Annotated in this window: 10 protein-coding genes; 5 read left to right on the top strand and 5 right to left on the bottom strand. The window is 30.1% G+C overall.

Annotated features, from left to right (window positions below; translation table 11 throughout):
* Positions 1–79: 79 nt before the first annotated feature.
* From ACH5TW_RS10665 to gdhA, 4 genes are all read right to left on the bottom strand, one after another.
* Positions 80–2,488 carry a TonB-dependent receptor gene (locus tag ACH5TW_RS10665; protein WP_439336487.1) on the bottom strand — a complete coding sequence of 803 codons (2,409 nt, stop codon included), beginning with the start codon at positions 2,486–2,488 and terminating at the stop codon, positions 80–82.
* A 3-nt stretch (positions 2,489–2,491) separates the two neighbouring features.
* Positions 2,492–3,211: a DNA repair protein RecO gene (gene recO / locus ACH5TW_RS10660; protein WP_439336486.1), complete on the bottom strand. Its 720-nt coding sequence runs from the start codon at positions 3,209–3,211 to the stop codon at positions 2,492–2,494.
* Positions 3,211–5,562, bottom strand: coding sequence for a type IX secretion system anionic LPS delivery protein PorZ (porZ, locus tag ACH5TW_RS10655; RefSeq protein ID WP_439336485.1), 2,352 nt, complete (start codon positions 5,560–5,562; stop codon positions 3,211–3,213). Before porZ ends, recO begins: the two co-directional genes overlap by 1 nt.
* Before the next feature lie 121 nt (positions 5,563–5,683).
* Complete coding sequence (gene gdhA / locus ACH5TW_RS10650) at positions 5,684–7,027, bottom strand: NADP-specific glutamate dehydrogenase (protein ID WP_439336484.1); 1,344 nt, start codon at positions 7,025–7,027, stop codon at positions 5,684–5,686.
* Between the two features lie 201 nt (positions 7,028–7,228).
* On the opposite strand from gdhA, the gene ACH5TW_RS10645 reads away from it, so the two are divergent.
* Together ACH5TW_RS10645 and ACH5TW_RS10640 are read left to right on the top strand one after the other, a co-directional pair.
* On the top strand, positions 7,229–8,059 hold the full coding sequence (locus ACH5TW_RS10645) for a THC0290_0291 family protein (RefSeq protein ID WP_439336483.1): 831 nt from the start codon (positions 7,229–7,231) through the stop codon (positions 8,057–8,059).
* Between the two features lie 140 nt (positions 8,060–8,199).
* Positions 8,200–8,916, top strand: coding sequence for a DUF3298 and DUF4163 domain-containing protein (locus tag ACH5TW_RS10640; protein ID WP_439336482.1), 717 nt, complete (start codon positions 8,200–8,202; stop codon positions 8,914–8,916).
* Here the strand turns inward: ACH5TW_RS10640 and ACH5TW_RS10635 are convergent.
* Positions 8,893–9,357 carry a DinB family protein gene (locus tag ACH5TW_RS10635; RefSeq protein ID WP_439336481.1) on the bottom strand — a complete coding sequence of 155 codons (465 nt, stop codon included), beginning with the start codon at positions 9,355–9,357 and terminating at the stop codon, positions 8,893–8,895. The two genes, ACH5TW_RS10640 and ACH5TW_RS10635, sit on opposite strands and share 24 nt — an antisense overlap.
* A 90-nt stretch (positions 9,358–9,447) precedes the next feature.
* Between ACH5TW_RS10635 and ACH5TW_RS10630 the strand changes: the two genes are divergently transcribed.
* The 3 genes from ACH5TW_RS10630 (at position 9,448) to ACH5TW_RS10620 (ending at position 14,668) form a co-directional block, all read left to right on the top strand.
* The gene (locus tag ACH5TW_RS10630) at positions 9,448–9,798 is read left to right on the top strand and encodes an arsenate reductase family protein (RefSeq protein WP_439336480.1); all 351 of its coding nucleotides are present in this window, start codon (positions 9,448–9,450) and stop codon (positions 9,796–9,798) included.
* A gap of 230 nt (positions 9,799–10,028) precedes the next feature.
* Positions 10,029–11,705 carry a GH35 family beta-galactosidase gene (locus ACH5TW_RS10625; protein ID WP_439336479.1) on the top strand — a complete coding sequence of 559 codons (1,677 nt, stop codon included), beginning with the start codon at positions 10,029–10,031 and terminating at the stop codon, positions 11,703–11,705.
* Positions 11,706–11,779: 74 nt separating this feature from the next.
* Complete coding sequence (locus ACH5TW_RS10620) at positions 11,780–14,668, top strand: glycosyl hydrolase 115 family protein (protein WP_439336478.1); 2,889 nt, start codon at positions 11,780–11,782, stop codon at positions 14,666–14,668.
* The last annotated feature ends 10 nt before the right edge of the window (positions 14,669–14,678 follow it).

Here is a 14,678-nt window from a genome sequence, read left to right as displayed (position 1 = left end):
TCCTCTAGATAAAACCAAAGTGCTTTTTTATTATTGTAAACTTTATTAAATATAAATAAAGAGCTACGTTACAATAAACTTATAAAGTATATTTTAAAGACAAAATAAAGTTTCTTCCTGCAGCTGCAATACCCGATGAATAGGTTTTATAACGTTGGCTACTTATGTTTTCTAAACTAACAGTTAACATTGTAGAATTAGTTAATTGATATTGGGTTCTTAAATTAAGCGTATACCAAGAAGGACTATATGGATTTCCGTAAGCATCTAAGGCGTAGATATAATCTTTTTCTTTTTCAGAGGGCGCTAATTGACTAAAAGATAATTCATTATTATAATTTGCAAAAAAATCAAACTTTAAACTTTTATTAATCCAAATTAGATGCGTGTTTCCAAAATAAGGAGCTACATGCCTTATAGGAACTTCAATACCATCATTTTCTTCTGTACCTCCAATAATACTATACTGCGATGTTAATTTCAATGTATTTGTAATTGGCATTTTCAAACCAACTTCAAAGCCGTAAATCCATGCTTTAGATGCATTTTGTATAGCTTGTACATTACTTAATTCGCCATCATAAATAATTTCTGTATCGCCATTTAAATTATAATTCCTTCGTACTAAAGCATTATCTAAATAAGTATAGTACGTACTCATATCTAGAATTAGTTTTTGGTTAAAATTCAATTTCAACCCTACTTCTCCTCCATAGGCATACTCTGGCCTTAATGTTTCATTAGGCACTACTACAGAACCTGGTTCAGAATCAAACACCTTTCCTATATCATCAATATTTGGAGCTCTAAAAGCAGATGATGCATTTAATTTCCATTGCATAATATTATTTGGCGACCAACTTATTCCTGCTGTTCCTGTAAGCGCTCCTGCTTCATTTTTTGAAGCATTAAAAGGCAAGTTTAAATACACATTATTTTCGCTAAAATCGGCTTTAGAAATAACATGATTAAAACGCAAACCAGATTGAAATACAAATTTAGAGTTTGGTTTGTATTTAATACTAGAATAAACTGCTGCCGATTGCCAACTGGCGCCATTAGGATACCTTGAAACTGTTGGAGTTATTATATGAGTTGCAATATTTTCTTCATTGCCATGAGACATAATTTTATTATATACATACTCAACCCCATAAAAAAACTGTGTTTTAAAGCTTAGTGTTTTTTCAAAATCTAAATTAAAAGAATAGGCATCAACAGCTTCTTCCCTCACACTTCGAATATCTGATTGAAAATCACGATCATTTCTACTCTCTTGAAAGTTTTGATACGCTAAAGTAGCTTTAATTTTATCGTATAAATTTGAGTGACTACTTAATTTAGTAATCTGTAAATTAGACATAAACCATTCTTGTGGCCCATAATTCCATTCTGCAGATCGTAACACACCGTTTTTATAACGAATTAAACGATCGTATCTTGGTGCATTAGACGTTGTAGTATAAAATAAACCTAAATCGAAACTTAAATTTTCAGAAGATTCATATCGTATCTTTTGCATCATATTAAGTTGATTATAGCCTGTCTCCCTTTGAATTAAAGGATCGCTATTATTTATAATAACATCCCCAGTATTGGTAGCCAAAACAAATTCGGGTCTTAAATATGCATCGGGTCCATGCTTACCCATTTTTAAGTCGCCAAAACTCGTATAACTCGCATTGGTTACAAATGCCCATTTTTTATATCCTAAATTAAAATCGAAATGTCCTGTTTTTTCATCACTAGCAGATGCATATCTTACTATTGTATTTGATTTAAATAATAATGAATCGGTATAAGATAATTTTGGTTTTTGAGTATAAAAACTCATAACACCTCCAACAGCATCACTTCCGTAAATAACAGATCCGGAGCCTAATGTAACCTCGGTAGATTGAATTGAAAACGGATCGATAGCTATCACGTTTTGTAAATTACCACCTCTAAATATGGCATTATTCATTCTAACACCATCAACAGTAATTAATAATCTATTGGTTGAAAATCCACGAATCATAGGGCTTCCTCCTCCTAACTGACTTTTTTGAATATAAACTTGCCCAGTAGTTTCAAGTAAATCTGCACTTGTTTGTGGATTTGTAAACTGAATGCTTTCTGGGTTTATACTTACTATTTTTTGAGGAATATCTTTTTTATTTTGCTCAAACTTTGAAGCCGAAATAACAATTTCTTCGAGACCTTGAGTATTAGAATATAAATACACTCGGTTTAAAATTCCTAACTCTTTTTTTGTGATTTTTTTTAATATATGTGAAAGATGTTTGAAATAAATTGTTTCAGAATTTGAAAAACTATCTAAATTGGCTTCTCCCAAAAAGTTAGTAACCACACTTTTAGATTTATCTATATTATAGATGGCAACTCCAATTATGGGTTCATTAGTATCTTTACTAAGAACCTTAATATTCTGAGTTTGTGCTGTTATAACAACAAAAAAGAAACAAAAAACAAAAAACAACTTCATTGTTTAACTAAAAACTTGATTAAATACCTGCAGAGATTTTGGCGTTTTAAAACTCCCCAAATGTAATTCAAAATAAAGCAAAATCATATTTAAAAATGACTGTCTTTGCTTTCCATTTACTTTAACTAAAGATAAAGCATCAAATGTTGTGCCCAAAAGCTGTTTTAACAACCTAATATTTTCACCTGTTATAGAATATTTACTTTGTTCTTGTTTTTCAAATCTGCCATCACTTAAATTAAAATAATTAAACTCTATATTCTTTAAGTCTGGATAAAACCCCAAATATTTAGTAAGATTAAGTAAAAAAAGCAAATGAAAATTTGAATATTCTGAATGAATATCTAACCACTGAAGCGCAGTCTCTAAATAACTAAAAAGTATTTCGTTTTGTTCCTCTTCTTTTAAAGCATTTGACAATACTTCCGTTAAAAACATAACTATAGAACCTTTTAAAACATTAGTATGTAAACTTGTATATAAATGATTTAGTTTAGCTTCTTTTACAGATTGTAAAGACCTATTATTTTTATAATCTAAAACTAACTGTAATTGAGAAAGTGGTTGGTAATACGCACTTTTTGATTGTCCGCGTTTACTTTTTAAAACCCCTCTTAAAATAACACTAACCAGTCCTAATTGCTGTGTATAACATTTTACAATAAGATCGTTATCTCTATATTTTAATTTTGATAAGACTATTGTATTGGTGTTAATTATCATTATCTAACAACCATTAATTTTAAAACTTTAGTTTCAAAAGTATCTAAATCAGATAACATAACTAAATAAACTCCTGAAGCCACTAGGTTATTTGCAAGGTTTTTACCATTCCAAAACGCTGTTCCGCCATCTATTTCTAGATTATAACCTCTATATCTTTGGTTTATTCTAGATTGCGCTTCAGCCACTAAATTACCTTCAATATCGGTAATTTTAATATTTACATTCTCAGAAATATCTTTGATTTTCACTTTCTCTTCAACAATATTGAAGTTTGGCCTTACTGGGTTAGGATAAGCAAAAGCCGATTGTAAATTTTCAAAAGTACTTGAACCACCCGCACTAAAAGAAACTAGCCCACGACTTGTAGCTATATAAACAGTTCCTTTAGTATTATCAATAGATACATCATTTATTTCATTTGAAGGTAAAGGAGAATTATCCTTAGTAAAATGAAATATAGTGTTTTGTCCATCAGATGAAAAATAAAATATTCCAGCATCTGCAGTTGCTATCCATTTATTATTAGAACCATCAACTTCTATATCTGTTATAAATTGTTGAAAAAGCAATTCTTTAGCAACACCATCTTCTTCAATAATAACTTCTTCTACTTGTACATTATCATCTTCAAAAAAATTAGAGGTGTTATATAATATCCGTAATCCCCTGAAAGTACCAATCCACAACTGATTTCTTTTATCTAATGCTAAAGCAGTCACAAACTCGGTTGGCATATTTTCATCTTCTTTACTAATGTTTTTAATAAATTGAGTACTTCCTCTTTGATTAAAACCTATAAGTCCATATTTATAGCTTGCTATCCATTTTATTTGATCATTATCTATTACAATATCTGAAAAACCTAAATTCCCATTAGCAAAACCATCAACAATAATATTTGTAAAATCAAAAGAGCTCCATTGATTTGAAGTTGGATTATACGCTTTTAAAGGGCTATCTATTAAACTAGTCATTGTCCATAATATTCCATCATTGTCAAAAGCAGAAGCTCCTACTCTTAGGTCTATATAATTTGGATTATTAGGTAATACTAATGATTCTAGACCACTATTAGATTCATTATATAACATACTTGGAATATCTTCATTAACTTCCAATAAACCACTAAAAAAAGAACTTATATATACTTGACTAGTATTAAATGGGTTTATTGCTATTTTATTTAAGTTTTTCGCTTCAAACACCTCACGATATGCGTTGTTAATCCAAACTTCATCCTTTAAATGACTAAAACCTCTACTATTTAAAGGGTAAGGATTATAAAATAAATCGTACTCACCAAAAGTAACCCATAAACCATCAGGTTCTGCTTCAATAGAAAATGGTATGTTTAACAAAGGTCCATCCGGATGAATCTCTTCATATAAAACTGGACTTGCTAAAAGTGTTTTCAAAATTCCAAAATCTTTAGTTCCAATGTACAAATATTCTGAATCTATTGATGCAGAATTAAACTTTGTGCTAAAACTAGGGTCAATTAGCGCTTCTGAAATTAAATTGAAACTAGCATCGTATATAAAAGCAGTATTATTAGTTGTTACAATTAAATTATTATCGACAGATTGTAATTCAACAGGAATATCGGCATATAAAAACAACTCTGTTAAAGCATCATTTACAACTTCATAAATTTTTCTATTAGTTCTTATTGTATACAACTTATTGGCTGAAGTTTCAATTGCTAAAAAATCTCCGGATATAATAGTTTGCCAATTTTGATAATCTATTAAATTAGGATTTGAAATTGATGCTTTTCTTATACCATTACCACCAAAACAAGCTGCATAAATTTCTCCATTGTGAATTGTGGTTTGTTTAACTTGCATTTGAGAACCTCCATTACCAATAAAATATGTATCTCCAAACTCTAACCTTTCTAAATTAAAAACAGAAATACCATAATTTGTAGACACATAAACAACATTATCATAAGCATTAAAATGATTTATTCTTTTATCTGTTTCTGGTATTGTAGGTTTTTCAATAATATCTACTACAGTTAAAATATCATCCTCATTATCAAAAGCTATTTCTATTAATCCATTTTCATAGCCTATAACCAATAATTCATAAACATCACTATAATATATAGTAGAAATACTCTCTCCTGACAAACCATTAATAGTAGATAATTCTTCAATATTATTTGTTTGAGTGTCTAAACTAAAAATTGCATTATCTGCAGCAGCATATATTTTGCTATTGCCTTTTACAACATCTTTAATGTTATAGTATGAAAAATAACCTTCCCAAAGCGCTGAATAATCTTGAGCAAATTGAAGTAAGGGAAATATATAAACAAATAAAATTAATAATCTTTTTAGCATATGAGATTTTAATATTCAAATATATTTATATCTAACGAGTTTTACCTCAAAATAATATGTTTTAAAGCAAAAAGCATCCTAATAAATTAGAATGCTTTAAATTTTTATCAAGCCCTTATCTTTATACAACTCCTTGTGCTAACATAGCATCTGCTACTTTTACAAACCCAGCTATATTTGCTCCTTTTACATAATCAATGTATCCATCCTCATCTTTACCATATTCTATACAAGATTTATGTATCTCTGACATGATATCTTTTAACTTATTATCTACCTCTTCTCTTGTCCATTTAAATCGTAAAGAATTCTGTGTCATTTCTAAACCAGATGTTGCAACACCTCCAGCATTTGAAGCTTTTCCTGGAGCAAATAATATTTTTGCTTCATGAAATACTGTAATAGCATCTTTAGTTGATGGCATATTAGCTCCCTCACTTACACAGATACATCCATTCTTTAAAAGAGTTTTTGCATCATTTTTGTTTAATTCGTTTTGAGTTGCACATGGTAAGGCTACATCACATTTTACACCCCAAGGCGTTTCTCCTTTAACAAATTTAGCATTTGGATACGATTCTAAATACTCTTTTATTCTTCCTCGTTTTACATTTTTTAGTTCCATTACAAAAGCTAATTTCTCAGCATCAATACCTTCAGCATCATAAATATACCCTGAAGAATCTGATAACGTTAACACCTTACCTCCTAATTGTATTGTTTTTTCTGCTGCATATTGCGCTACATTTCCCGAACCAGATATAACAACATTTTTACCTTTAATATCGTCATTTCTTGTTTCGAGCATTTTTTGAGCAAAATACACATTACCATAACCAGTAGCTTCTGGTCTAATTAATGATCCTCCCCAAGACATTCCTTTTCCTGTTAAAACGCCAGTGAAACCATTGCTTATTTTTTTATACATCCCAAAAAGATACCCAATTTCTCTAGCTCCTACGCCAATATCACCTGCTGGAACATCTGTATTATGACCTATATGTCTGAATAATTCATTCATAAATGCATGGCAAAAGCGCATAATCTCACCATCACTCTTTCCTTTAGGGTCAAAATCACTACCTCCTTTACCACCGCCCATAGGTAACGTTGTAAGACTGTTTTTGAACACTTGTTCAAATGCTAAAAACTTTAAAATACTCATATTTACTGTAGGATGAAAACGCAAGCCTCCTTTATAGGGCCCTATGGCTGAATTCATTTGTATTCTATAGCCTCTATTTACTTGTATTTCGCCAGAATCATCAACCCAACAAACCCTAAATGTAATGACACGTTCTGGTTCAACCATTCTTAAAAGAATGTTTTTACCATAATAAATATTATTCTGTACTATATAGGGAATTACTGTTTCTGCAACTTCTTCTACAGCTTGTAAAAACTCAGGTTCTTGACCATTGCGTTCTTTTACAATATCTAAAAACGAATCAATTATGTTTTTCATTTATTCTTATTTGTATTAGTAATTTATTGAATATGTAGTTTACAAGCGCAAAGATACGTTATCTTTAAAAATAACATTGTTTTTTTTTGAAATTCGCAATAATTTTTTTTTAGTTATTTCACTAAAATTACAAATGTTTGTTTGTTAATGCACTTTTTATATATTTGTTGTTAATAATGCCTCAAAAAAACAAAACCTTATATGCTTAAATTGAAACATTTAGCTTTAGCTTTTTGTATACTTATCACATCTCAAACGGCAAATGCTCAATTAGGTTTTTCTCATGAAATAGGTGTTATTGCAGGACCTGTACAGTTTCGTTCTGATTTTGGAAGTCGTAACGAAGAGATAACCAACTTTGGTAATTCAGGATACGGAATAGGAATTATTCATTATATTAGTTTTGCTTACAGAGCAGATTGTAATTGTTATACCACCGATACATACTTTAACGATCACTTTAAATTACGAAACGAAATATCTTACAATAGAACAAACCTTGATCACCATGGTTTTTGGGTACAACCAGATAAAATTAGTGTTCAAGCAGATCAACTTAGAGCTCATGAAGGGGTTGCAAGTAATTTTGACATTGGTACGCAAATTGAGTTTTTTCCTTTAAGTATTCGCTCTTTTCAAGCATTTGCTTATAGAATTGCCCCTTTTGTAAGCTTAGGTATTCATTACACATCCTTTAGCCCTAAAGCTAGCACAACTTTTAACAATCCAAACCCCAGTGCATATGGAGATGTATTTGATCGATCAAATATATACTCTTATTGGTTTGATAATTTTCCAGTAGGAGGAGATGAATACCCCATCGACATTAACGGAGGAAGCACTTGGTCAACAGTAGCTAGTGTTGGTTTTCGTTATAAACTTACTGTCCTATCAGATTTAATGCTAGATTTAAGATGGCAATACTATTATAGTGACTGGATTGATGGACTAGATCACAACTGGCGAAATTATGACAAAAAAAATGATTGGCTAGTATGGTTAAACGTTGGCTACATCTATTATTTAGATTAGCACCCATTTATTATTTAAATATTTCTACTTTCATACATTATTCTTTCTTTTTCTTAAACAATAAATTTTAACAAATTCTTAATTAATTCGGTGCAATCAAATGCAATAATTACCTTTAATCTTAGTTTATAAAATTAGCTATGATTAATAAATATATCATTTTTTGTTGTTTCTTCTTTTTGTTAAACTGTAACGAAGACATAAAAACGACATTTTCAGAGACTACAATATCAACAGATAACAATGATGTTGTTATTGTCAATATTCCAAAAGCTTATGGAAATGAAACCATCATAAATCAAATAAATTCTGAAATAAACAAAACAGTTGTAGCGGCTTTATATATAGGAGAATCAGATAGTGTACCGCATATTTCTATTGAAGAAAGTATTACAAATTTCAATAAAGAATATCAATCATTTAAAACTAATTTCTCTGAAAGCAAACAAATATGGGAAGCACAAATAGATGGAGAAATATTATACCAATCGCCTGAAATTATGAGCATAGTAATAACGTCTTACATAAATACAGGCGGTGTTCATGGTAATTTAAACATCTCTTTTTTAAATTTTAATAGTGAAACAGGTAATTTAATTCACAATAAAGATTTATTAAAAAATATTGTTGCTTTTAAAGAAATAGCAAAAACATATTTTGATGAAGCAATAAAAGATAACGATGTACTTTTCGATTCTAAAAGCTTTCAATTACCTACAAATATAGCCTACAATGAAGAAGGAATTGTTTTGCTTTACAACACCTATGAAATTGCGCCTTACTCATCAGGGATTATAGAATTTACAATCCCTTTTGAAAAAGTAAGTAATTTTTTAGTTTTTAACAGCTCTTACTAAAGCTAAAATATAACCAAGGTGCATCCCTTCATGAAACAATATAAATTGTAATGCATCATCAATGTTTTTTAATGTATTACCTGTTGTAGAAACTGTATACTCTTGGTAATTTTTAAAAGCGCCATTTTTATAATCGACTTCTAATTTTTCAACAGAAGAAAATAACAAGTCTTTAATTTCATCAACTTCTTCTTGAGAAACAAAGCCTTCTGGCTTACTATCTTTTCTATATTTATTAATTAAATTATCACTTGCTGCCATTGGCAAACCAGATAATTTATAGGCTAATAATTGTTGAGTAACCACTATATGTCCAATATTCCAAATCATATTATTATTAAACCCTTCAGGAATTTTATTTAAATCTTCTAAAGAATTGTTTTCAAGATATTTCTTTGAAAAAACGCGAATGTTAGATAATACGTCAAAAGTAAATTGCATGTCTTTATTTTTTCGATAAATATACTTTTAAATGCTATAATTCCTTTTATTTTGCATAAAATTTTTATTAAGTCATTAAGAAATAAACACATGAAAAAAGTATATTACCTAAAAACTTGTAGCACCTGTATTCGAATTCTAAAGGAATTAAATCTTTCTTCTGATTTTATTCTTCAAGACATTAAAACGGAAAGCATTACCGTTAAACAACTAGAACACATGCAAAGTCTTGCTGGTAGTTACGAAGCTCTTTTTAGTAAACGTTCTAAACTTTACAAAGAAATGGATTTAAAAAACCAAGAACTTACAGAACGTGACTTTAAACATTACATTTTAGAACATTATACTTTTTTAAGTCGTCCAGTTATAATAATTGATGATGTTATTTTTATTGGAAATTCTAAAAAAGTAGTAGAAGCAGCTAAACAACATATTGGATAAACATAGGCAAAAGTTCTGACTTTATCTAAAAACAAATTTTTATTTTAATGCAATTATAATATAGACTATATACTTAATAGATAAAACATTTAACGCAACCGGTTGCTTTATTTTGGGATTAATTTTATATTTTTGCTATCTATCTTTATTTTTTTATCAAAAAAATCATTAAAATAACACCAACAATTAGGAAGTATAATAACTTCTTAACCAACTAAACTATCAAACAAATGAATAAAATACTTAAACTTTGTTTACTTCTATTCATATTAAATATACAACTCTGTGATGCCCAAATCCCTTTTTTAAGAAAAAGCAATAAAACAACTCAATTAATTGTAGACAATAAGCCTTATATAATTCTTGGTGGAGAATTAGGAAATTCTACAGCAACAAGTATGGCTAATATGGAGTCTGTATGGCCAAAACTAAAAGCCTTGAATTTAAACACCGTTTTAGTACCTGTTTATTGGGAATTAATTGAAAAAAAACAAGGGGAATTTGATTTTTCTCTAATAAAACAATTAATTGAAGAAGCTAGAAATAATAATTTAAAAATAGTATTCCTCTGGTTTGCTTCATGGAAAAATAGCATGTCTAGTCATGCCCCAGAATGGGTAAAATTAAATCAAAAAAAATATCCTAGAGCTGAAGATGATAAGAATATAGGTCAGGAAATTTTAACGCCATTTAGTGACAATAATTTAAATGCAGATTTAGTTGCTTTTGAAAAATTCATGCAATTTATAAAAGACTTTGACAGCAAAGAGCATACAACAATTATGGTGCAAGTTGAAAATGAAATTGGCATGTTACCAACAGCTAGAGATTATCATCCTTTAGCAAACGAAGCCTTTAAAAAAGAGGTGCCTAAAGCATTAATTTCCTATTTACAGAATAACAAAACTAAACTTGTTCCAGAGTTTTATGCTGTTTGGGAAAAACAAGGCTTTAAAACCTCTGGAAACTGGGAAACTATTTTTGGAAAAGGATTACATACCGATGAAATTTTTATGGCATGGTATTTTTCAAAATTCACTAATAAAATTACAAAAGCAGGTAAAGCTATATATCCGTTACCAATGTATGTTAATGCGGCATTAAATAGCTCTAAAAAAATACCGGGTAATTATCCTAGTGCTGGACCATTACCTCATATTATTGATGTTTGGAAAGCTGCAGGACCTGATATAGATTTTTACTCTCCAGATTATTATAATCCAGATTTCAAACATTGGAACGATTTATACACACGCCAAGGCAACCCATTATTTATTCCAGAACATCGATTTGATGATACCGTAGCAGCAAAGGCGATGTATGCTATTGGGCATTATGAGGCTATGGGATTTTGTCCTTTTTCAGTGGAATCTAAAGACATAATTACAGCTGAAAATATGGGTGATACAGGTTTTTCAGATGTTTCTAATAACAACTCTATTACTACCGAGCCACTTGCTAAAATGTATGATTTAATAAATCAATTGACTCCCATAATAAGTAACAAGGAAAAAATAAAAAACATCGATGCTGTTTTATTGAACAAAGATATATCTGAGACCAAAATAGTTATGGGTCAATATGAATTTACCTTACGCCATGATTATACCTTAAACTGGTCTCCCAATGCAAAAGATGATAGCTGGCCTTTTACTAGTGTCGTTTTAATAGAAACCAAAAATGGCGAATTTTATATTGCTGGCTCTGGTGTTGTGGTTACTTGTAAAAATGCTAAAAATCCCTCGCTTAATGCAGGAATTCTATCTGATGAAGAAGGTTATTTCAAAAATAACAAATGGATTGTATCTAGGTATCTAAATGGAGACCAAACCCACCAAGGAAGACATATTCGTATTCCTTTTGACACGTATAGTATTCAAAAATTTAAGCTTTACACTTATAAGTAAATAAGCTAAAAACTTCACCTATAAAAACAGAACCTTTTTAACAATCGATTGTGTAATTATTCTAAACTAAAAAAATGAGACTATTATTATTAACGCTACTATTAATTCCCTATTTGTCCTTTTCTCAAATAGAGATAAAAACAAGTATTAAAAACAATAATAACTGCTTTTCAATAGTAAGTAAAACTGAAGCATCATCCATACTATACGATGATTCAGATATTGAATTAGTTAAAAAATCGGTTTCATTCCTTGCAAGTGATATTGAAAAGGTAACGGGAAGAAATCCTAAAATAATGTCTTCTATAGATGAATCTACAAAAAATGTGATCATCATTGGGTCTATTGGAAACAGTCAATATATTGATGAACTGATAGCAAATAGAAAAATAAATGTTAATGCTATTCAAAACCAATGGGAACGTTTTATTATACAAACAATTAAAAACCCTTTTCCAGGCGTAAAGCAGGCTCTAGTTATAGCAGGTAGTGATAAAAGAGGAACAGCTTACGGTGTGTTTAGCATCTCAAAAAAAATAGGAGTGTCTCCATGGTATTGGTGGGCAGATGCGCCAATCAAAAAAAGTAAAGAATTGTATATTAATAAAGGACGATTTGTTTCGAACGGACCATCTGTAAAATACAGAGGTATCTTTATTAATGATGAATCTCCAGGATTCAGAAATTGGGCAAAAGAAAAGTTTGGAGGTACGAATCACAAATGCTATGAAAAAATATTTGAACTACTTCTACGTAATAAAGCAAACTATTTATGGCCATCAATGTGGCTACCAACAATGTTTAATGTAGATGATCCTTTAAATCCTAAAGTTGCTGATGAATATGGAATTGTAGTATCCACAAGTCATCATGAGCCTATGATGCGAGCTCATAACGAGTGGTCATTATTTAATGGAGGTGCTTGGGATTACACTACAAATAAAGAAAAACTAGGTGAATTTTGGCGTGGTGGCATTGAACGAATGGCCAACTATGAAAGTGTTGTTACTGTTGGAATGCGTGGTGATGGTGATGAAGGAATGTCTGAAGAAACAGCTGTAGATCTTTTAAAAAATATTATAAAAGATCAACGAAAAATTATTGCAGATGTTACTGGTAAACCTGCTTCTGAAACACCACAGGTTTGGGCAATTTACAAAGAAGTACAGGATTATTACGATAAAGGTATGCGAGTTGATGATGATATAACTGTTCTGTTTAGTGACGACAATTGGGGTAACATCCGCTATTTACCAAAAAAAGAAGATCTTAATCGTTCGGGTGGATTTGGTATGTACTACCACTTCGACTATGTTGGATCACCTGTATCATACAAGTGGCAAAATGTAACTCAAATAGAAAGAGTTTGGGAACAGATGAAACTAAACTATGATCATGGTGTGAAAAATTTATGGATAGCTAATGTTGGAGATATTAAGCATATGGAATTACCTATTAGTTTCTTTATGGATTATGCTTGGAATCCTGATGCAATCCAAGCTAAAGATTTACCAAATTACTATGCTAATTGGTCAAAACAACAATTTGGTAATTACTTTACAACGGAAATCACTGAACTTCTTTCTCTTTATACAAAATACAATTCACGACGCACACCAGAAATGTTAACACCTGAAACCTATAGTATTAAAAATTATCGAGAGGCTGACAGAATTGTTCAAGAATACAATGATTTGAAAAAGAAAAGTGAAACTATTTATAATCAACTTCCAGAAAGCCATAAATACGCTTTTTATCAGTTAGTGCACTCTCCTATTGAAATGTGCGCAAACCTAAACGAAATGTATGTCGCCGCAGGAAAGAATAAATATTATGGAGTGCATGGAGCTGCATCAGCTAATTTCTATGCCGAAAAAGTTAAACAGCTGTTTAAAAAAGATGCTGAATTTACAAAAGAATATCACGAACTAGGAGATGGTAAATGGAATCATATGATGTCTCAAACGCATATAGGCTATACCTATTGGAATCATCCTCCTTTAAATATGATGCCCGCTGTATCATATGTTCAAATTCCAAAACCTGCAGAATTAGGTTATCTTTTAGAATACGGAAAAAAACCACGATGGGGATGGCTCGATGTTGAAGCAGATTGGTCCTTTAGTCATGCTCTACCTCAATTTGACTCTTTAAATAACCAAAACTATTATGTTGATATTATAAATAGAGGTCAAGAAAAATTAAACTACACCATTAAAGCAAAACAAGATTGGATAAAATTATCAAAAGAACAAGGGTCTACATTATTTAATGAAAAAGTTTATGTTAGTATTGATTGGGATAAAGCTCCTAAAGAAAATACTATTGGTGAAATTCTCATTGCTGGTACTGGAAATGAATATTCAGTTGAAGTGCCTATACGTTATAACCTTCCAAAGGCATCAGGTTTTATAGAAAATAATGGAGTTATAGCATTTGAGGCAGATCATTATACTAATTTAATTGACACAAAAAATATTCATTGGACGGTTGTACCTAATCTTGGTCGCACAAATTCTTCAATTATTGCTGAACCTGTAACAGCTAAAACACAAACATTAAATAATAACTCACCAAGATTAGAATATGAATTTACTGTTTTTGACATTGGAGACCTTGTTATAGAAACATACCTTTCCCCTACACAGGATTATAAAAAACAAGGCGGTTTAAAATTTGCCATTTCAATTGATGATAACGAACCACAAATAATTAATATGAATGAGGGGGAAATAAAACCAGATTATGAATATGCTGATTGGTGGAAAGAATCAGTTGGAAATCATATAAAAATAAAAAAAACGAATCATAAAGTTAATAAAAGTGGCAAACACATTCTTAAGATATGGATGATTGACACTGGAATCGTTTTTCAAAGATTTGTTATTAATACTAAAGAAGAATTAAAAGTAAGTTATTTAGGAGCTCCTGAAAGTATATTTATTAATGAAAAAGTAAAATAACTATTATTAA

It is taken from the genome of Thalassobellus sediminis, from assembly GCF_044386045.1.
GTDB classification, from domain to species: Bacteria; Bacteroidota; Bacteroidia; order Flavobacteriales; family Flavobacteriaceae; genus Thalassobellus; species Thalassobellus sediminis.
This window is presented reverse-complemented; position numbering and strand designations above follow the sequence as displayed.